The sequence below is a fragment of the Cellulophaga sp. Hel_I_12 genome (assembly GCF_000799565.1).
Lineage (GTDB): Bacteria > Bacteroidota > Bacteroidia > Flavobacteriales > Flavobacteriaceae > Cellulophaga.
In genome coordinates, this window is record NZ_JUHB01000001.1 from 1,096,712 (window position 1) to 1,118,790 (window position 22,079).

General features: G+C 36.5%; 13 protein-coding genes. 9 read left to right on the forward strand and 4 right to left on the reverse strand.

Translation table 11 applies throughout. The annotated features are described in order from the left end of the window. Nucleotides 1–28: 28 nt before the first annotated feature. The 6 genes from purL to GQ45_RS05115 all read left to right on the forward strand — a co-directional run bounded on the left by purL (nt 29) and on the right by GQ45_RS05115 (nt 11,857). A complete protein-coding gene (gene purL / locus GQ45_RS05090; RefSeq protein ID WP_047415650.1) occupies nt 29–3,739 on the forward strand; it encodes a phosphoribosylformylglycinamidine synthase in 3,711 nt (1,236 codons plus the stop codon). 165 nt (nt 3,740–3,904) lie between these two features. Further along, nucleotides 3,905–5,677 (forward strand): long-chain fatty acid--CoA ligase, encoded by a 1,773-nt coding sequence (locus GQ45_RS05095; protein ID WP_047415652.1) that lies wholly within the window; start codon nt 3,905–3,907, stop codon nt 5,675–5,677. 126 nt (nt 5,678–5,803) lie between these two features. Further along, entirely contained in the window at nt 5,804–6,259 is a 456-nt protein-coding gene (locus GQ45_RS05100) for a MarR family winged helix-turn-helix transcriptional regulator (RefSeq protein ID WP_047415654.1), read from the forward strand. Between the two features lie 2 nt (nt 6,260–6,261). Next, nucleotides 6,262–8,676 (forward strand): 3-hydroxyacyl-CoA dehydrogenase/enoyl-CoA hydratase family protein, encoded by a 2,415-nt coding sequence (locus GQ45_RS05105; protein WP_047415658.1) that lies wholly within the window; start codon nt 6,262–6,264, stop codon nt 8,674–8,676. Nucleotides 8,677–8,777: 101 nt separating this feature from the next. After that, nucleotides 8,778–9,968, forward strand: coding sequence for an acetyl-CoA C-acyltransferase (locus GQ45_RS05110; RefSeq protein WP_047415660.1), 1,191 nt, complete (start codon nt 8,778–8,780; stop codon nt 9,966–9,968). Between the two features lie 80 nt (nt 9,969–10,048). After that, nucleotides 10,049–11,857 (forward strand): acyl-CoA dehydrogenase family protein, encoded by a 1,809-nt coding sequence (locus GQ45_RS05115; protein WP_047415661.1) that lies wholly within the window; start codon nt 10,049–10,051, stop codon nt 11,855–11,857. A gap of 121 nt (nt 11,858–11,978) precedes the next feature. On the opposite strand, the gene GQ45_RS05120 is transcribed toward GQ45_RS05115, so the two are convergent. The 3 genes from GQ45_RS05120 to GQ45_RS05130 form a co-directional block, all read right to left on the reverse strand. Beyond that, nucleotides 11,979–12,746: a LytTR family DNA-binding domain-containing protein gene (locus GQ45_RS05120; RefSeq protein WP_047415663.1), complete on the reverse strand. Its 768-nt coding sequence runs from the start codon at nt 12,744–12,746 to the stop codon at nt 11,979–11,981. A gap of 11 nt (nt 12,747–12,757) precedes the next feature. Beyond that, nucleotides 12,758–13,774 (reverse strand): sensor histidine kinase, encoded by a 1,017-nt coding sequence (locus tag GQ45_RS05125; RefSeq protein WP_047415665.1) that lies wholly within the window; start codon nt 13,772–13,774, stop codon nt 12,758–12,760. 65 nt (nt 13,775–13,839) lie between these two features. Beyond that, a complete protein-coding gene (locus tag GQ45_RS05130) occupies nt 13,840–14,607 on the reverse strand; it encodes a hypothetical protein (protein WP_047415667.1) in 768 nt (255 codons plus the stop codon). Between the two features lie 399 nt (nt 14,608–15,006). Here GQ45_RS05130 and GQ45_RS05135 point away from each other — a divergent pair, with 399 nt between their 5' ends. Further along, nucleotides 15,007–16,440 carry an aminotransferase class I/II-fold pyridoxal phosphate-dependent enzyme gene (locus tag GQ45_RS05135; protein ID WP_047415669.1) on the forward strand — a complete coding sequence of 478 codons (1,434 nt, stop codon included), beginning with the start codon at nt 15,007–15,009 and terminating at the stop codon, nt 16,438–16,440. 94 nt (nt 16,441–16,534) lie between these two features. On the opposite strand, the gene GQ45_RS05140 is transcribed toward GQ45_RS05135, so the two are convergent. Further along, a complete protein-coding gene (locus GQ45_RS05140) occupies nt 16,535–18,337 on the reverse strand; it encodes a glycoside hydrolase family 15 protein (RefSeq protein ID WP_047415671.1) in 1,803 nt (600 codons plus the stop codon). 246 nt (nt 18,338–18,583) lie between these two features. Between GQ45_RS05140 and GQ45_RS05145 the strand changes: the two genes are divergently transcribed. Continuing rightward, nucleotides 18,584–20,791, forward strand: a complete 2,208-nt coding sequence (locus tag GQ45_RS05145) for a bifunctional alpha,alpha-trehalose-phosphate synthase (UDP-forming)/trehalose-phosphatase (protein WP_047415674.1) — start codon at nt 18,584–18,586, stop codon at nt 20,789–20,791. A gap of 120 nt (nt 20,792–20,911) precedes the next feature. Next, nucleotides 20,912–22,072, forward strand: a complete 1,161-nt coding sequence (locus tag GQ45_RS05150; RefSeq protein ID WP_047420060.1) for an MFS transporter — start codon at nt 20,912–20,914, stop codon at nt 22,070–22,072. The last annotated feature ends 7 nt before the right edge of the window (nt 22,073–22,079 follow it).

Sequence of the window (22,079 nt, forward strand, 5' to 3'; positions counted from 1 at the left end):
CCTTTCTTAAAACGAACAACACGCGCAAATGATTCACTTTTTCGGAAACACCAACACCAAAGTTTTTGCTGTACAAACCAAAAACGAACTTTCAGAAGAAAACACTACAAAATTGAGCTGGTTATTTGGCAACCAACCTAAAATAAATATGGCGTCATTAGACGCCTTTTTTGTTGGCCCAAGAGCTGCCATGATTACACCTTGGAGCACCAATGCTACCGAAATTACTCAGAATATGGGTATCGAAGGGATTATCAGAATCGAAGAATTCAAAGCTTCGAACGCTGATGACCAAAACTTTGACCCTATGTTGTTGCAAAAATATAAAAGCTTACATCAAGATATTTTCAACGTAGCTATTTCACCAGAAAAAATTCTTGAAATTGATGATATTGCGCTTTACAACCAAAAAGAGGGTTTAGCCCTTAATGACGAAGAGGTTGAGTACCTCAACAATTTATCTAAAAAATTAGGCAGAAAATTGACAGATTCAGAGGTTTTCGGATTTAGCCAAGTAAACTCTGAACACTGTCGCCATAAAATATTCAATGGTACGTTTGTGATTGATGGTCAAGAAATGCCATCTTCCTTATTCAAACTTATCAAAAAAACATCCCAAGAGCACCCGAATAGTATTGTATCGGCCTATAAAGATAATGTGGCTTTTGTAAAAGGTCCTAAAGTGGTGCAATTTGCTCCAAAAACTGCTGATAAGCCCGACTTTTACCAGGAACAAGATTTTGATTCGGTGATTTCTTTAAAGGCAGAAACCCATAACTTCCCCACAACCGTAGAGCCCTTTAATGGCGCTGCTACTGGTGCCGGTGGTGAAATTAGAGATCGATTAGCAGGTGGAAAAGGTTCGCTTCCTTTAGCAGGAACTGCGGTTTATATGACGGCATATTCGCGTTTAGAAGAAGGTCGTAATTGGGAAAACGGCATGCCAGCCCGTGAATGGTTATACCAAACACCCATGGATATTTTAATCAAAGCATCGAACGGAGCTTCTGATTTTGGAAATAAATTTGGACAACCATTGATCTCTGGTTCTGTACTAACTTTTGAACACGCTGAGACTTCTACTACGCTCAGCCCACGTAGGTTAGCATATGACAAAGTCATTATGCAAGCAGGTGGTATAGGCTATGGAAAAGCAGAACAAGCGATAAAAGATAAACCCAAAACAGGCGATAAAATTGTAATTCTTGGTGGCGATAACTACCGAATCGGGATGGGTGGTGCAGCTGTTTCGAGTGCGGACACAGGCGAATTTAGCGCTGCTATTGAATTAAACGCGGTACAACGCTCTAACCCTGAAATGCAAAAACGTGCCGCCAATGCAGTGCGAGGCATGGTAGAAAGCGATATAAACACCATTGTTTCTATCCACGATCATGGGGCTGGTGGCCATTTAAACTGCTTATCCGAATTGGTGGAGGAAACTGGAGGGAAAATAGATTTAGACCAACTCCCTGTTGGTGATCCTACGCTTTCTGCCAAAGAAATTATCGGGAACGAATCACAAGAACGCATGGGCTTAGTGATTGGAAAAAAAGACATTGATCTACTAAAGCGCATTGCCGATAGAGAACGTTCGCCAATGTACGAAGTTGGTGAGGTTACAGGTAATGATCGATTTACCTTCGAATCGAAGACTACCGGTGAAAAACCAATGGATTTAGCTTTGGAAGATATGTTTGGTAGCTCTCCGAAAACCGTCATGAATGATGTTACCGTAAAAAGGAACTACGATAATCCGCAGTATTCTTTAGAGTTTTTTCATGATTATTTAGATCAAGTTTTACAACTAGAAGCTGTAGCTTGTAAAGATTGGCTAACCAACAAAGTAGATCGTTGCGTAGGTGGAAAAGTAGCCAAACAACAATGTGTTGGCCCCTTACAGCTACCTTTGAACAATTGCGGGGTCATGGCTTTAGATTATAAAGGTAAAGAAGGTATTGCCACCTCTATTGGCCATGCGCCTATTGCGGCTTTAATAAATCCGGCAGCAGGAAGTAAAAATGCCATTAGCGAAGCGCTTACGAATATTATTTGGGCACCCTTGAAAGATGGTTTACAATCTGTTTCCTTGTCTGCAAATTGGATGTGGCCATGTAAAAATGAAGGTGAAGATGCACGTTTATATGAGGCTGTGCAAGCGGTGTCGGACTTTTCAATTGCTTTAGGGATCAACGTACCTACCGGAAAGGATTCACTTTCCATGAAACAAAAATATAAAGATGGTGATGTCATTTCTCCAGGCACCGTCATTATTTCAGCAGCCGGAAATTGTAATGACATTACCAAAGTAGTCGAGCCTGTATTGCAGAAAAAAGGCGGCTCTATTTATTATATCAATCTATCTCAAGATGCTTATAAATTAGGTGGCTCTTCTTTTAACCAAATTCTCAATAAAATAGGCAGCGATGCGCCAACGATTACCAATGATGCTTTTGTAAAAAATACATTTAACACCATTCAAACTTTAATCAAAGAAGGGCAAATTTTAGCAGGACATGATGTAGCTTCTGGAGGATTAATCACAACCTTACTTGAAATGTGTTTTGCTGATGTTGACTTAGGAGCAGCATTAGACTTGACAAGTTTAGGAGAAGAAGACACGATTCAATTGCTTTTTTCAGAAAATTCAGGCATCGTTTTTCAAGCAAAAGAGGATAGGTTGGTAGAAGAAGTTTTAGCCACAGCTAAGATTGATTTCCACGCGATCGGGAAAGTTACTTTAAAACCTATGCTCCGCATTAAAAATGGAAGTATGGAGATGGGCTTAAACATCAATACACTTCGGGATACCTGGTTTAAAACATCGTATTTATTAGATCATAAACAAACTGCGAACGGTTTAGCAAAAGTGAGATTTGATCAGTATAAGATGCAAGCTTTAGCCTATAATTTTCCTAAGGATTTTACGGGCACAATTGCGAGCGAAGCGAAGTTATCTGTTAAAGGTAAACAGGATACTTCTCTCAACGATCGTCCCAAAGCGGCAATTTTAAGAGAAAAGGGCAGCAATTCGGAACGTGAAATGGCTAATGCCATGTTTCTTGCTGGCTTTGATGTAAAAGATGTACACATGACCGATTTAATTTCGGGTCGTGAAACCCTAGAAGATATTCAATTCATTGGCGCCGTAGGCGGATTTTCTAATTCAGATGTTTTAGGAAGTGCCAAAGGATGGGCTGGAGCCTTTAAATACAATGAAAAAGCGAATACGGCATTGAAGAATTTCTTTGCTCGGCCTGACACTTTATCGGTAGGTATTTGTAATGGATGCCAGTTGTTTATGGAATTAGATTTGGTCAACCCCGAACACCATACCCATGGCAAAATGACCTATAATGACTCGAATAAACACGAAAGTAATTTTACATCGGTTATCATTCAAAAAAATAATTCTGTTATGCTTTCCTCTTTAGAAGGCGCTAAACTTGGGGTTTGGATTTCTCACGGTGAGGGTAAGTTTAGTTTACCACTTTCTGAAACCGACTACTCTATTGTTGCGAAATACGGGTATGAAAATTATCCCGCAAACCCAAATGGCAGTGATTTTAATACGGCTATGCTTTGTGATAAAACAGGTCGACATTTGGTAACCATGCCCCATATTGAACGCTCTATATTTCCTTGGAACTGGGCACACTACCCTAAAGATAGAAATGATGAAGTTTCACCTTGGTTAGCTGCTTTTGTAAATGCTAGAAAGTGGATTGAGAACAACTAAAAAATGTATTTAGAACCTTAAAAAAGCAAAGACTACCTCATGTAAATTAAGTAGTCTTTGCTTGTTTTACATTATAAATTGCTCAAAAAATCGTTAATATTTTTATCAATCTCATTTTAATACTCCCTTTTTTCTTATTTTGCAGCGACAATCCAGAATTACCCTATGCAGAATATAAGCCGCCTTTTCGATTTTCCTTATTATCAATTAGAAAAATATAACCTAACAGTTGCTCTTGCCACAAAATATAATGAAAATTGGATTACTACCTCTACACAAGAGTATATTAACAAAGCCAATGCTATAAGTAGAGCACTACTTCGTTTGGGAGTAAAACCGAATGATAAAATTGCCATAATTTCTATGTCTAACAGAACAGAATGGAATATTATGGATATTGGAGTTTTACAATTAGGTGCCCAAAACGTACCTGTTTACCCTACGATATGCGAAGATGATTATGCCTATATTCTAAATCATTCTGAGGCTACCTATTGCTTTGTTTCGTGTGATGAAGTATATCAAAAAGTGAAAGCTATCCAAGATCAGGTGCCAACGCTTAAAGACATATATTCTTTTGATGAAGTACCGAACTGTAAAAATTGGAATGAAGTTTTAACTTTAGGAGAAGACAACGCGAACCAAAATGATGTTGAAAACCTTAAAAATGCCGTAAAACCTAGTGATTTAGCCACCTTAATTTATACGTCTGGAACTACAGGAAGACCTAAGGGCGTTATGCTGTCACATGCTAATTTGGTGAGTAATGCTTTAGAGAGTTTTAAAAGAATACCGATAGAGCTTGGTAATTCAAAATCATTAAGTTTTTTACCCGTTTGTCATGTATACGAACGCATGTTGATTTACTTGTACCAATACTGTGGAACGAGTATTTACTTTGCTCCTATTGATCAAATTAGTGAATATGCTAAAGAAGTTAAACCCCACGTGATGACCGCTGTTCCGCGCTTATTAGAAAAAGTGTATGATAAAATTATTGCCAAAGGAACAGATTTAACAGGACTTAAGAAAAAATTATTCTTTTGGGCTGTAGCCATAGGTTTACAGTACGAACCTTACGGACAAAACGGATGGTGGTACGAGAAAAAATTAGGCCTAGCCAGGAAACTAATTTTTAGTAAATGGCAAGATGCCTTAGGTGGTAACTTATCCGTCATGGCATCCGGTAGCGCAGCATTGCAACCCCGTTTAGCCCGAATTTTCAATGCAGCTCAATTTGGCGTGATGGAAGGTTACGGACTTACCGAAACCTCTCCTGTGGTTTCTGTAAACGACATGCGTAACGGAGGTTTTAGAATTGGAACCGTTGGCAAACCTTTGGATAAAACAGAAGTAAAAATCGCTGAAGATGGTGAAATTTGTATTAAAGGGCCTCAAGTGATGTTAGGCTATTACAAGGATCCTGAAAAAACAGCTGAAGTATTGATTAATGGGTACTTCCATACTGGAGATATTGGAGAAATTGATGCCGATGGATTCTTAAAAATTACCGATCGTAAGAAAGAAATGTTCAAAACTTCTGGTGGTAAATATGTAGCGCCTCAATTATTAGAAAATAGATTAAAACAATCCAGATTTATAGACCAGGTTATGGTGATTGGGGAAAGTGAAAAAATGCCTGCGGCATTAATTCAGCCAGATTTTGATTTTATTAAAAATTGGGCCAAAATACATAAGATTGAAGTTGGTACTCATGCAGAACTTGTGGTTAACGAAAAGGTGATTGCCCGAATTGCAGAAGAAGTTGAAGAAGCAAATGAAAATTTTGCCAAATGGGAAAAAGTAAAAGCATTTAGACTTACACCTGATGCTTGGAGTATCGACGAAGGTCACCTAACACCTACGATGAAATTAAAGCGTAAAATCGTAAAAGAAAAGTATATAAAACTATACAACGAAATATATGAGCATGTATAGTGCTACATATTAATTATTAAAATTCATAAAAAAAGAGATTATCGATAAGATTTAATCTCTTTTTTTAATAAAATTTATTATGCATGCATAATAAATTTTATTATATTTGAGTTTTAGTATTTATAAATGAAAGACCTTACTATAGATTATGCATTGAGATCAACTTGGCAATCGGTGGCTCGAATGTATAATGAAGAAGCCAAAATATTCGAATCTACCATGGCCGTTGGCTTTACGCTTTTAAGTATCGACCCTAAGGAGGGTACCCCCTCAACATCACTTGGCCCTAAAATGGGAATGGAAGCGACAAGTCTTTCGAGAATACTGAAAAGCATGGAAGAAAAAGGCTTAATTAAACGAAAACCAAATCCAAATGACGGTCGCGGAGTTTTAATTCACTTGACCGATTTTGGCTTAGAAAAAAGAAAAGATTCTAAAGATGTCGTATTGCGGTTTAATGAGGTTGTAAAAGACAATGTAACTCCAGAAAAACTAAATTCCTTTTTTGAAGTTATCGACGTCATTAACAAACTAGTTTCAGATAAAAAAATTTATAGTAAAGATTCAAAAACAAATTATTAGTAATGAATTTGAAAAACAAACACATCAAAAAAATAGCTGTAATTGGCTCAGGAATAATGGGAAGCGGTATTGCTTGCCATTTTGCGAATATCGGAGTAGAAGTTTTGTTATTGGATATTATTCCAAGGGAACTCAACGATAAAGAAAAAGCTAAGGGCCTTACTTTAGAGGATAACGCTGTTCGAAACAGATTAGTGAACGATTCGCTAGCTTCAGCTTTAAAATCAAAACCATCGCCAATTTACCATCAAAAATTTGCCAGCAGAATTACTACAGGTAACCTTGATGACGATCTTAGCAAAATATCAAAGGTAGATTGGATTATTGAGGTTGTGGTTGAACGGCTTGATATTAAAAAATCGGTCTTTGAAAAAATAGAAAAATACAGAACGCCTGGAACCTTAATTACCAGTAATACTTCTGGTATTCCTATTCATTTTATGAGTGAAGGTCGTAGTGAAGATTTTCAAGAACATTTCTGTGGCACCCACTTTTTTAACCCAGCACGTTATTTAAATCTTTTTGAAATTATACCTGGACCTAAAACATCTCCTGAAGTTTTGGAGTTTCTAAACGGATATGGCGAACAGTTTTTAGGAAAAACATCTGTAATTGCTAAAGACACGCCTGCTTTTATTGGAAATAGAATCGGAATATTTAGTATTCAGAGTCTTTTTCATATGGTGAAAGAAATGGGTATGACCGTGGAAGAAGTCGACAAATTAACAGGTCCTGTTATCGGACGTCCTAAATCAGCCACATTTAGAACCGTAGACGTGGTAGGTTTAGATACTTTAGTACATGTGGCCAATGGCATTGCTGATAATTGTAAAGATGATGAAAAACTAGACTTGTTTAAACTACCTGGTTTCATCAATACCATGGTGGAAAATAAATGGTTAGGAAGTAAAACAGGCCAGGGGTTTTATAAAAAAGAAAGAAAAAAAGACGGTTCAAGTGAAATTTTAACGCTTGACTTAGATACGATGGATTATCGTTCTAATAAAAGAGCCAGCTTCGCGACTTTAGAGCTGACAAAAAGCATTGATAAAGTAGTGGACCGCTTTAAAGTTTTAGTTTCTGGAAAAGATAAAGCAGGTGAATTTTACAGAAAAAGTTTTGCTGCCTTATTTGCTTATGTATCCCATAGAATTCCTGAAATTTCAGACGAGTTATACAAAATTGATGATGCTATGAAAGCAGGTTTTGGCTGGGAGCACGGACCTTTCCAAATCTGGGATGCTATTGGCGTGGAAAAAGGACTTGAAATAATGAAAGCAGAAGGAGAAACTGCTGCCGATTGGGTAACGGAAATGCTATCAAAGGATATCAGTTCTTTTTATACGGTAAAAGAAGGCGCAACTTATTTTTATGATATTCCAAATACATCTTATGCAAAAGTACCAGGACAAGATGCGTTTATCATTCTAGACAATATTAGAAAATCAAAAGAAGTATTTAAAAATAGTGGTGTTGTCGTAGAAGATTTGGGTGATGGTATTTTAAATGTAGAATTCCAATCTAAAATGAATACAATTGGCGGTGATGTATTGGCTGGCCTGAACAAGGCTATCGATATCGCCGAAAAAGATTTTCAAGGATTAGTGGTTGGAAATCAAGCTGCAAATTTCTCTGTTGGTGCCAATATTGGAATGATTTTTATGATGGCTGTGGAGCAAGAATATGACGAATTAAATATGGCCATTAAAATGTTCCAAGATACCATGATGCGTATGCGCTATTCTGCCATACCCACCGTAGCTGCTCCTCACGGGATGGCTTTAGGCGGTGGATGTGAACTTTCATTACATGCAGATAAGGTTGTGGCAGCAGCAGAAACCTATATTGGACTTGTAGAATTTGGAGTTGGTGTTATTCCTGGTGGCGGTGGTTCTAAAGAATTTGCTGTAAGGGCACAAGACCTCTTTCAAAAAGGAGATGTTGAGTTAAACGTTTTACAAGAATATTTCTTGACTATCGGAATGGCAAAAGTATCTACCTCAGCCTATGAGGCTTTTGATTTGGGCATTTTACAACACGGAAAAGACATTGTTGTTGTCAATAAAGACCGTCAAATTGCAACGGCCAAAGCACATGCAAAATTAATGGCAGAAGCAGGCTATACGCAACCTATAAAAAGAAGCGATATTAAAGTGTTAGGAAAACAAGCACTAGGGATGTTTTTGGTAGGCACAGATGCCATGGAAGACAGTAATTACATTAGCGAACACGATAAAAAAATTGCGAATAAATTAGCCTACGTTATGGCGGGTGGAGACCTATCGGAACCAACCTTGGTCAATGAACAGTATTTGTTAGATTTAGAACGCGAAGCTTTCTTATCACTTTGTACCGAGCGTAAAACCTTGGAGAGAATTCAACATATGTTGAAAACTGGAAAACCGCTTCGCAACTAGTTGCGATGCTTTAAGCCTTATGCTTTATGCATTAGGCAAAAGTTAATTTTACAAATCAAAACAGCTTAAAGCATAACGCTTAAAGCCTAAAGCATTAGAACATGAAACAAGCATATATAGTAAAAGCATACAGAACAGCAGTAGGAAAAGCACCAAAAGGGGTTTTTCGTTTTAAGAGAACTGATGAGTTAGCCGCTGAAACTATTCAGCACATGATGTCTGAATTACCTCAGTTTGACAAAAGCCGAATTGACGATGTGATTGTAGGAAATGCGATGCCAGAAGGTTCGCAAGGACTAAACATGGCTCGCTTTATCTCTCTTATTGGTTTAGATAGTGTTGATGTTGCCGGTGTTACCGTCAATCGTTTTTGTGCCTCAGGTATTGAAACTATAGGAATGGCAACCGCAAAAATTCAGGCCGGGATGGCAGAATGTATTATTGCTGGTGGTGCAGAAAGCATGAGCGCTGTCCCTATGACAGGCTTTAAACCAGAATTAAATTATGATACGGTAAAATCTGGCCATGAAGATTATTATTGGGGCATGGGAAATACAGCTGAAGCCGTAGCGAAGCAATTTAAAGTATCGCGTGAAGATCAGGATGAATTTGCCTATCATTCGCACATGAAAGCTTTGAGAGCTCAGGCTGAAGATCGCTTTCAAGATCAAATTGTTCCTATTGAAGTAGCGCAAACCTATTTAGATGAAAAAGGAAAAAAAGCTACGAAAAAATATACGGTAACCAAAGATGAAGGGCCTAGAAAAGGAACAAACTTAGAAGCCTTAGCTGGCTTAAGACCCGTTTTTGCCGCTGGAGGAAGTGTTACTGCAGGGAACTCCTCACAAATGAGTGATGGAGCCGCTTTTGTATTGATTATGAGCGAAGCCATGGTAAAAGAATTAAATTTAGAACCCATCGCCCGTTTAGTGAATTATGCAGCGGCTGGTGTTGAACCGAGAATTATGGGGATCGGACCTGTTAAAGCAATTCCTAAAGCACTAAAACAAGCAGGCTTAAAACAAAATGACGTGGAGTTAATTGAACTTAATGAAGCCTTTGCTTCTCAATCTCTTGCTGTTATTCGAGAACTAGATCTTAATTCAGAAATCATCAATGTAAATGGTGGCGCTATTGCTTTGGGGCATCCTTTAGGCTGTACAGGAGCTAAGCTATCGGTACAATTGTTTGATGAAATGCGTAAAAGAAATATGAAAGGAAAATACGGAATGGTCACCATGTGCGTGGGAACAGGACAAGGAGCGGCAGGTATTTTTGAATTTCTGTCATAAATAGCCCCCTAACCCCCAAAGGGGGAATAAATTATATAAAATCTTAATACTTAGTACTTAATACTAATTACTTTAAAAAAATGAAAACAATAGAAAAAGACAATTTACTAAGAGGAGGACAATTTCTAGTAAAAGAAACCAATTGCGAAGATATATTTACGCTTGAAGATTTGTCTGAAGAGCAAAAAATGATGCGTGAAAGCACCAAAGAATTCGTTGATCGCGAACTTTGGTCCAATTGGGAGCGCTTTGAGAAAAAAGATTATAAATTTACCGAAGAATGCATGCGTAAGGCCGGTGAACTTGGCTTATTGAGCGTTGCGGTTCCAGAGTCTTATGGAGGAATGGGAATGGGCTTTGTCTCTACCATGCTTGTTTGTGACTATATTTCAGGAGCAACAGGTTCTTTCAGCACCGCTTTTGGGGCGCATACAGGTATCGGAACCTTACCTATTACCTTGTACGGTACAGAAGAACAAAAGCAAAAATATATTCCAAAATTGGCTTCTGGTGAGTGGTTTGGAGCGTATTGCTTAACAGAGCCAGGTGCTGGATCTGATGCCAACTCTGGAAAAACTAAAGCGGTTTTATCGGCTGATGGAAAGCATTACAGCATTACAGGTCAAAAAATGTGGATTTCAAACGCAGGATTCTGTAGTATGTTCATTGTTTTTGCTCGCATCGAAGACGATAAAAATATTACAGGTTTTATCGTAGAAAACGACCCGAGTAATGGAATCACCATGGGTGATGAAGAAAAGAAATTAGGAATTCACTCCTCTTCTACCCGCCAAGTTTTCTTTAACGAAACAAAAGTACCCGTAGCCAATATGCTGTCGGAGCGCGAAAACGGATTCAAAATTGCTATGAATGCTTTAAATGTTGGTAGAATTAAATTAGCAGCAGCCTGTTTAGATGCCCAACGAAGAGTGATTGATGAGGCTACCAAATATGCCAACGAAAGAATTCAGTTTCAAACACCTATTATAAATTTTGGCGCTATTAAAGCAAAAATAGCAAATATGGCTACCAATTGTTATGCAGATGAGTCTGCATCTTACAGAGCTGCAAAAAACATTGAAGACCGAATTTCCATGCGTGAAGCTGCGGGTAACACACACCAAGAAGCTGAGCTTAAGGGCGTTGAAGAGTACGCTATTGAATGTTCTATTCTTAAAGTAGCAGTATCCGAAGACGTTCAGAATTGTACAGATGAAGGGATTCAAATATTTGGAGGTATGGGCTTTAGTGCAGACACACCTATGGAATCTGCCTGGAGAGATGCCCGTATTGCTAGAATATATGAGGGTACCAACGAAATTAATCGAATGCTTGCTGTTGGTATGTTAGTTAAAAAAGCAATGAAAGGCCATGTGGATCTTTTAGGTCCTGCTACTAAAGTAGGTGAAGAATTAATGGGAATTCCGTCTTTTGATACGCCAGACTTTTCTGAACTCTTTGCAGAAGAAAAAGACTTAGTAAAGCGATTAAAGAAAGTATTTTTAATGGTGGCTGGTTCAGCGGTTCAAAAGTATGGTCCTGAATTAGAGAATCATCAGCAATTAATGCTTGCTGCCTCTGATATTTTAATAGAAGTATATATGGCAGAATCTACTATTTTAAGAACAGAAAAGAATGCAAAACGCTTTGGTGAAGCAGCACAGGCCACTCAAATAGCCATGTCTAAATTATATTTATATAGCGCCACTGAAACCGTCATTCAAAAAGGTAAAGAAGCTATTATTTCTTTTGCTGAGGGCGACGAGCAACGTATGATGTTAATGGGGCTTAAACGTTTCACAAAATATACTAACAACCCTAATGTAGTCGCTTTACGCACGCAAATTGCCGATAAAGTAGCTGCTGATAATGGTTATACCTTTGACTAACTCAACTATTTTTTTTTACAAAGGTGAAAAACCGCTCTTGAAAGAGCGGTTTTTTTGTTTTAGTGATAAGCCAAACAAGTAGCTTGCTCTTTAACTTTCGGAAGTCTTCATGCCTCAACGACTATTTTTCTATCCACTCTCGAAAACTGGCCGTAGTGCTTTGGCTTGTCTTTACATATTCTTGGTGGTACCTTATTTTGATGGCTAAGGTATTTTTAGTATATCGCTCTATTTTTTCAACGTACTTTTTGTGTACCATTTGATTGCGATTAATTCTAAAAAAATCTGAGGAATCCACTAAAACCTCTAAACTTTTTAAGGTGGTTTCGCTCAATAAGTGTTTTTTTCCAGATGTATCATATGCAAAAATAACGCCTTCATGGGCTTCAAACAGCGTTATGTTTTCAGTTTCTAAAAAATATACGCCTCGACTTGTGTTGATGCTAAAGCGTTTTTTATAAGTTATAGTCGTTAGTTTTTTTTCAAGAATATGTTGAATTTTCGACAGCACTTGATCATCAGTCGTATTGGATTTTCTTAAGGTTAAAAATTTATTCCAAGCTTGGTTAAAACGCTCTTTTGAAAAGGGTTTTAGAAGATATTCAATGCCGTTAGTCTCAAAAGCTTTCATCAAAAATTGATCATAAGCTGTTGAAAAAATAATAGGACATGTAATAGTCACGTGCTGATATATTTCAAATGCATTACCGTCTAATAATTCAATATCTGAAATTATTAAGTCTACCTCAGTTCCCTTCAGAAATTCAATGGAACTTGCTACGGTATCTAGTTCCGTGATGATCACTACGGGCTCTTTTACTTCTTGCAGAAATCTTTTAAGTTTTTTTCTAGCAGGAATTTCATCCTCAATAATTACTACTTTTATCATTCGTTTTTTATTCAAATTATAGGCACGGTCACTGAAAAGTTAGATGCAGTTCTCCTAATTTCTATAGGGCTTTTTGAAAGCATGCCATACTGCTCCTTTAAATTAATAAGTGCTCTCCCAGAAGTGGCTTTTGGATGCAATTTTGCAATGCTATTATTGGTAACTGTTATGACATCCTTAATGCTTATTCTTATGGTTATCGGCGTTGATTCTTTTCCCAAATTATGCTGTAGTGCATTCTCAAGGAGCAATTGTAAGGTTAGGGGTACGATATTTCCATAGAAGCTTTCTGATTCAATTTCCAATACATAAGCATTCCCATATTTGTGTTTCATCAAATTAAAGTACTTTTGAACAAAGGCTAGCTCCTCGCCTATTGAAATTAGTTTTTGATCAGACACCTGTAAAACATAGCGATATATTTCCGCAAATTCGTTTAAGAATTCAGAAGCTTGGTATTTATCTTCTTCAATTAATTGATCTAAAACATTCAGATTATTAAATAAAAAATGAGGATTAAGTTGTGCCTTAAGCTGGTTAATTTTGGTCTCTGCCAGCGCTTGGTTGTAAGTGGCTATTTCAATTTGGTTCTTTTTATATTTGCGATAATAGTAGTACGCTAAAAAAAAACTCCCATAGATAAAAGCATCCATTAAGTTAGTGCCTATGGATAATACCAGCGTTTTACTGTTAAAATTTCGTTCGAAGGTATCAAAGATTAGGGCTGTTAGTAAACCTAATACTTTCATTACTATCAGAAATAGTACCACTGAAACGCTTACTATTTTTGATATTTCTTGGAGGCTAAATACCGCTGATTTTTGCCATCGCTCCATAAAAAAATTGAGTATCACAAATAAAATACAGGCTGAGACTAAAGATACCACGGCAGCTTCAGGAGTGAAAATATACCAATCCAGTTGCCGTCTTAACAAAAAGCGTATCTGTATAGACTGCGCATAGGCAAATAGAAAAACAAACAGTAAAAAGTACTTGCTTCGTTGTATTTCAAATGCAATATTTTTCATTTTTCAAAAATCTAATCCACAAAAATAGCCCTATAAATTTTTACAGGACTATTTTTTTAGGGTGTTTATTTATCGTTTTTTTGCTCTGGAAACGAAGCTATAATGTTTCCTTTATCATCAAAAAAGTCTAGTTTGGCACTGTTTTCCTTATCCACATAAAACATGGCCTTGGGTTTTCCTTCTGTATCAAAAAGAAATAATCCATTGTTTTGACTTCTTGATTTTCCAAGCATCACACGTGGAGCGCCACCTATTAATCCCAATTCCTCATATTCCTTATATTTCAATTGAGCCGCTTTGGGATCTTTTTCGCGAAGTTCTCTCAACTCATTCATTATTTCGCCCGTTTTTAGTTGAGACTCTTTTGCAGGACGATCGTTGAATACTAGACTACTAGAAACATATCTTTGATCTCCCTCGCTATAATCTTGGGTCAATAACTGCATGACTTGATCCCCATCATATTGATCATAGGTAAGCGACAAACCCGAACTATGTCCACTTTCGTTTTTTTGTCCATCGTATATAAAACCTCCACATTCAATGCCATCTTCGTTGAAGAAAATCATTCCTGAACGTTTTTTTCGTGTTTCGTTCGTTGGTCTATTATTTATCATTTCATGACCGTTAGGGAAACGCTCCACATTAGTGATCATCATTTTTACAGTCCCATCTTTTTCTACGATATTTATGCGCTCTACATCAATTTCACCAAATTTTTTATTTCCTGTATGTTGAAATGCTGTAGTAGTCATAAAAATCATCCCAAGAGAGGTCATAAATGCGAATGCTCTTAAAAATATTAATTCTTTTGTCGTTGTTTTAGTAGTCATTTTTTGTCTTTTAAGGGTTTTATATTTTGTTTTCTAAGAGCAAATATATTTGAAGATAATCGTACTATTCATAGTAAAATAATGAGCTAAGGAAAATAGCTAATGAACTAAGGAATTTACCATTTAAACTTAATGTCCATTTTAATTTACCAGCTTGTATGCTTTGAATTCAGTAGTAGAAAGTTCAAAATAAAATACTTTTTAAGTCTTATTAAACTAGATGCTGCACCATGCCTTATAAATTTATAAATTATAGGAAGTTTATTTAAAACACTTTGTTTAGAGTCAATAAGTCAATACTTTTAGTGCTTGGAATGAGCACTAACAATTTTAGTTTCTTAACTAATTGTTGATGGGCAAATTACGTAGGACCATAAAAAAATAAATTTAGATCAAAAGATGAAAAATGACCTTTTAAGAACAGCCTATTCCTCTGAAGAATTCAGAAAACGTGGTCATCAATTAGTGGATGAATTAGCAGCGCATTTAGCGCAAACTATTTCTGATAAGCCTGCAAAAGTGATCGACTGGAAAAGTCCTATGGAAGAGCATGAGTTTTGGACTGATTTCTTAGAAAATGGAAAAGCGGACAACGTATTTTCAGAAACTTTAAAACATAGCATTCACGTTCACAATCCAACATATATAGGGCACCAAGTAACGGCTCCCTTGCCTATTACGGCAGTTTCTAGCATGTTTAGCGCCCTATTAAACAACGGTATGGCTGTTTATGAAATGGGCATGGCTTCAACAGCTATGGAGCGTATTGTCACCGATACATTGTGTGAAAAAATTGGTTTTGCTGAAGATTCGAGGGGCTTTTTAACTTCAGGAGGCACCTTAGCGAACCTTACAGCCTTATTGGCCGCTCGCAAGGCTAAAGTAACAGATGATATTTGGACAGAAGGGCATTCCGCTTCCTTAGGAATTATAGTCAGCGAAGAAGCTCATTATTGCGCAGACAGGGCCGCAAGAATCATGGGCTTGGGAGAAAAAGGAATTATAAAAATTCCAGCGACGAACGATTTTAAAATGAATACTTCTTTTTTAGAGGAAACCTTAGAAAGCGCTAAATCAAACGGAATTACCGTATTTGCTATTATCGGTAGTGCGCCTTCTACGGCAACGGGAATGTATGATGATTTAGAGGCCATAAGTTCTTTTAGTAAAAAACACAATCTATGGTTTCATGTAGATGGGGCGCACGGTGGGGCAGCGATATTTTCAAAAAAGTATAAATACACTTTGAAAGGAATTGAAAATGCTGATTCTGTTGTCATAGATGGGCATAAAATGTTGATGATGCCTGCGATTACTACAGCGCTTCTTTTTAAAGACGGGGCAAACTCCTATACGACCTTTAGTCAAAAAGCCGACTATTTACTGGGAGAATCAGAAGGAGAAGATTGGTATAATTTAGCCAAACGTACCTTCGAATGTACTAAAACCATGATGAGCTTACATTGGTTTACGCTTTTAAAAACCTACGGTGAGGATATTTTTGAAGAATATGTAACCTCCTTATATAATTTAGGTCGAGATTTTGCAGAGCTTATTCAAAAAGATACACAATTTGAGTTAGCGCTTGAACCAGACTCAAATATTGTATGTTTTAGATTTAAACCTCATGGAATAAAAAACGAGCACCTTAATAAGTTAAACATAAAAATTCGTCAAGAACTCCTAGAAAGTGGTGAATTTTATGTGGTACAAACCACATTAAGAGGTGTTTTTTATTTACGAACAACCCTAATGAATCCCTTTACGACCATAGCGCATTTGACAGCATTGTTGAAGGTAATAAAAAGAATTGGTGGCAATATAGCTGTGTAGTGCTTTTAAAATAATAACATATTTTATGGTATTATCCTACTGCAAAATACATTCCACTTAATTCTCTTTTAAAGGCGATTCATTTTGGTAAAACCTAATGCCCCATCGATTCTAAAATATGTTCTTCTGACTCTTTATTAGAAAAGTTGATGGCACATTCTATTAAGGCTAAGTGCGAATAGGCTTGTGGAAAGTTTCCTAACAATCGTTTGGTTTTAAAGTCGATGTCTTCACTGAATAAGCCCAAGTGGTTGCTATAACTTAATAATTGCTCAAATTGTTTTAAAGCCTTCTCTTCTTCTCCTATTTTAAACAAACTATTAATAAACCAAAAAGTACAAATTGTAAACGATGAAGATGGCGCTCCAAAATCATCGTCATTTTTATACCTATATAACAAGCCTTCATTACACAAATCTTTTTCTACAGCTTTTACTGTACTCACATATTTGGGATCTTTTGCATCGATAAAACCATACGATTCCATTAATAATACAGAAGCATCCATATGTTCTGATCCGTAACTTTGCGTAAAGGCTTGCTTATTTTGATTCCAAGCCTTATCCATAATATCCTTTCTTATTTGTTCCTCAAGCGGCTTCCATTTTTCGATTTTATGTTGCTTGTTCAACAACTCAGCTACCTTAATGGCGCGGTCTATCGCGGTCCAACAAAGCACTTTTGAAAAGGTAAAATGTTTGTCTTCTGAACGAAATTCCCAAATACCCTTATCCGCTTCTTGCCAATGTTTTTCAACGATCCAAACGATTCCTTTGGTAATTCCCCAAAGCTCCTCTCCATTTTGAATTTCAGTTTTAAATTGTTTGATCAGTTCATAAATAACATCCATTAAAATACCATAAATATCATTCTGGACTTGCTCGTAAGCTGCATTTCCAATACGTACCGGCTTAGAACCTTTATAACCACTTAAATGGTCTAAGGTCATCTCAGTGAGTTTCTTTTCACGATTGATACCGTACATGATTTGGAGTTTTTCATCCTTATCGGGAATTAAATCTATAATAAACTGTAAATATCGTTTTGCCACGTTTTTGTGACCTAGTTCTGAGACTACTTTTATAACCATTGAGGCATCGCGAATCCAACAGAAACGATAATCCCAATTGCGTACTTCCCCTATGGTTTCTGGTAATGACGTGGTAGCAGCGGCCAAAACGGCTCCTGTTTTATCATAACTCAATAGTTTTAAGGTAATAGCACTCCTTTTAATTTGCGCATCAAACTTTTTATAGGTTGGCGTTTTTTGAGACCAATTTAACCAATAAATTCGAGTACGTTCAAGATCCATAAAGGCATTTTTTATGGTCGGTAAAAATATCTTTTCGTTGTAGGTTAACAGAAAAAAACCGTCTTCGGTAAGTGTTATTTCATTCCCCTGAACTACACACTCTTTATCAAAAGAAGTATATAAAAAAACCGTGTCGAATTTTACTTCGTGCGTAAGACTAGCAATAAAATCTTTTTTTATAAAAGATGTGGTTTTACCCTGTGCATATTCTAATTTAGGATTATAGAGCACCTTAAAACTAGGTTTTCCTGATACCAATTTCAAATACCTAACAAGCTCAGGAGGAGAAAAATGACCACCCTCATTGTTTTGGTATCTGGGCATAAAATCATGCAATTCAAAACTATTCTGGCCAGAAGTAAAGCTGGTAATTAAAATAGCGGTTTCTGCATCATAAGCCTGTTGAATTTCATAAGAATCATCTACATCAATCCCAAAGCTTCCGCCTATTTCATCATCTAATAATTTGGCAAAAACCGAGGAAGAATCAAATTCTGGCAAACAGCACCAATCTATGGATCCATTTTTAGAAATTAATGCTGCGCTCCTACAATTACCTATTATTCCGTAATCTAAATTATTCATTCGTTTAATTCTTTTTAATTATTGCAAATTATTAAAACTCTTTTAAGCGAAACTATTGTCTACATACTAAACCTATTGACAAAGTTTCAAATTTAAAGGTCTTTGTCAAAGAAATCGCTAAAAAGTATCATGGATAGTTTCATATCAATAAATTAGTACCACAAAAGGATTCATTTATTGTTTTAACCCATCTTTTTCACGAAATTTAGAAAAATTAAAATAAAATACACCAAAAAACAGCCAATCATGAGTAAAACTATCATAATCTCAAACAGACTACCTGTACAATTGCAAATTGATAATAAAAGCATAAAAGCAATACCAAGTGTGGGTGGTTTGGCTACGGGTATGAAATCTGTACATCAAGGAGGTGATAGTCTTTGGATTGGATGGAGTGGATTAACGGATGAAGAAATCCCGGATGGCATGTCGGGTAAAATTGATGAAGCCTTAGCTAAACACGGATCTTCAAAGGTAAATTTAACAGCCGATGAAGTTGATGGTTTTTATTATGGCTTTAGCAACCGAACCATTTGGCCTCTTTTTCATTACTTTTTAGAATATTCGGAGTTCGAATTAGACAGTTGGGAAACCTACAAAAAAGTAAATCAAAAATTTGCTGATGCCATTGTTGCCCAAGTAAAAGAAGGCGATATTGTTTGGGTACATGACTACCAATTAATGCTTGTACCACAGATGGTTAAAGAGAAATTACCTACTATTTCTATTGGTTTCTTTTTACATATTCCGTTTCCGTCTTATGAAATATTTAGAACTTTGCCTTGGCGTACTGAAATTTTGCAAGGTTTACTAGGGGCCGATTTAATAGGCTTCCATACCTACGATTACGAGCGGCATTTTTTAAGTTCAGTTAAGCGTTTACTTAGTTTAGAAGTTAGTTTTAATGAAATTTACTTAGAAGACCGTATCATTAAGGTGGATTCTTTCCCTATGGGCATCGATTACAAAAAGTTTAGTGATGCAGCTAAAGCACATCAGCAAAAAACACCAGAAAAAGGTTCTGAATTACAACAGCGATTAGACGCTCATAAGGCATCGACCCCTGATGCTAAGTTTTTACTTTCAATTGATCGCTTAGATTACTCCAAGGGAATTGCAAAAAGATTGAATGCCTTTGAATACTTTTTAAATAAATATCCGCAGTATAAGGAAAAAGTACGATTAATTATTTTGGCCGTACCTTCACGTAGTAACGTTCCCCAATACCAATTATTAAAAAGAGAAGTTGATGAATTGGTAGGTCGCATTAATGGTGAATTTTCTACGGTGAGTTGGACCCCCATATGGTATTTTTATAGGTCTATGCCCTTTGAGAATTTAATAGATTTGTATACCTCTTCTGATATTGCCTGGCTTACCCCTATTCGCGATGGCATGAATTTGGTAGCTAAAGAATATATCGCCACAAGAACGGATAAAACGGGAGTTTTAATTTTGAGTGAAATGGCAGGTTCAGCTAATGAAATGAACGAATCATTATTAATAAATCCGAATAATTTTGAACAAATTGCGGATGCTATTGATCAGGCTATTAATATGCCTATTCAAGAACAGCAAGAGCGAAATGATATTCTTCAAAAAAGATTAGCCCGCTACAATGTAGAAAAATGGGCCAATGATTTTATGAATTCTTTAAAAAATCAAAAAGAAAAAAGTCACGCCTATGTCTCTAAAAATCTATCGAATGACTTACTAAATTCGGTACTTAAGGAGTATAAGAACGCTAAAAAAAGATTGCTGTTTATTGATTATGATGGTACTCTAGCGGCTTTTCATAATGATCCCCAAAAAGCAAGTCCCGATGAAGAATTATACCAGCTCTTGGATAAAATAGCTTCCCAAAAGAACACCGTTATGTTTTTAATTAGCGGCAGGGATAAGGAAACCTTTACCAAGTGGTTTTTACCTAAAAAGTACAATATGATTGTGGAACATGGGGTTTGGCTTTCTAAAAACGGAGATGACTTTTTTATGCTAGAAAATGTAAAAAAAGATTGGATGGAAAAAATACAGCCAGTTTTAGAGTCTTTTGTAGATAGAACACCTGGTAGCTTTATTGAAGAAAAAAATTATTCACTAGCCTGGCATTACAGAAAAACGGATCCTGATTTTGGTCAAAAAAGAGCTTCTGAGCTCAACACCGTATTAACGAGTTTAATTGCCAATGATGACTTAAGTGTGCTTAATGGCAATAAGGTAATGGAAATTAAAAGTAGTAACGTAAATAAGGGGCGTGCGGCAATGCGCATGTATGGCGAAGCTGATTACGACTTTGTTTTTGCCATTGGCGACGACTGGACCGATGAATTTATGTTTCAAGAATTACCAGAAAGTGCTGTCACTGTGAAAGTAGGACTTCAAAAAACACAAGCTAAGTACTATGTAGATGGTACCAAGGATGTGCGTACACTTTTAAAGCGTTTTGTGGAATAAGTCGCTCGAGAAACCACTCAAAAAAAGTTTCGCCTACTCCAAATAGGAGGTGAATTCTAAAGAATACATTTAATTCATACCTTGCGCTCTTTTTTAAATGAAGATTTTTTCAAAACCAACTTGAAACCAAAACCACACATACTTCCTTTACTGGTTATCGCTCAATTTGCATGCACTTCACTTTGGTTTGCAGGCAATGCCATTATCGACGATTTATCCCTCAAAATTGGTCTGACGGATGGTTCTATGAGTTATATTTTGTCTTCGGTTCAATTCGGGTTTATTACAGGAACTTTACTTTTTGCCGCTTTGTTAATCGCAGACCGGTATTCTCCTTCTAAAGTATTTTTTATTTGTGCGATGTTTGGCGCTTTATGTAATAGTAGCTTACTCCTTGAGAACTTAACGAAAGAAATTATTTTCTTTGTACGCTTTGGTACTGGCTTTTTTCTAGCAGGAATATACCCAATTGGTATGAAAATAGCAGCGGATTATTTTGATACCCGTTTGGGAAAAGTTTTAGGCTTATTAGTCGGTGCCCTAGTTTTAGGGACTGCTTTCCCTTTTTTATTGACTGCACTAGATGTAAATACCAACTATACCCTCATTATAAAAACAACCTCTTTATTAGCCGTTTTAGGCGGATTTATTGTATTTATATGTATTCCTAACGGTCCCTTTAGAAAACCTAGTAAAAAATTACAATTAAAAGCAGGACTCTCACTTTTCAGCATTACTGCTTTTAAAAAATCTGCTTTTGGATATTTTGGGCATATGTGGGAACTGTATGCTTTCTGGGCTTTTACCCCATTGGCTATCAAAACCTATAACGAAATTAATACTACTTCTTTTTCAATTCCCTTATGGACATTTGTCGTGATTACTTGCGGCGCTTTAGCTTGTTTTTTAGGTGGCGTTTTATCGATACGTTTTGGTAGTCGTATCGTAGCTTTTATATCGCTGCTTACTTCAGGTGTTTTTTGCCTCATCTCTCCTGCCCTTTTTCTTGTTTCTCCCATACCTTTCTTAATGAGTTGGTGCATCTGGGGCATGATGGTTGCCGCAGATTCTCCACAATTTTCTAGCCTAGTTGCCAATGCAACACCTCTAGTTTTAAAAGGAACCGGATTAACCCTAGTTACCTGTATTGGTTTTGCCTTGAGTATTTTTAGCATTCAGCTCTTATCTTTTTTATCATTAAGTCTAAATCCTACTATAATTTTTATATTTTTAGCCTTTGGTCCTATCTTTGGTTTATACCATTTAAAAAGTACAAAATAAAACTCTT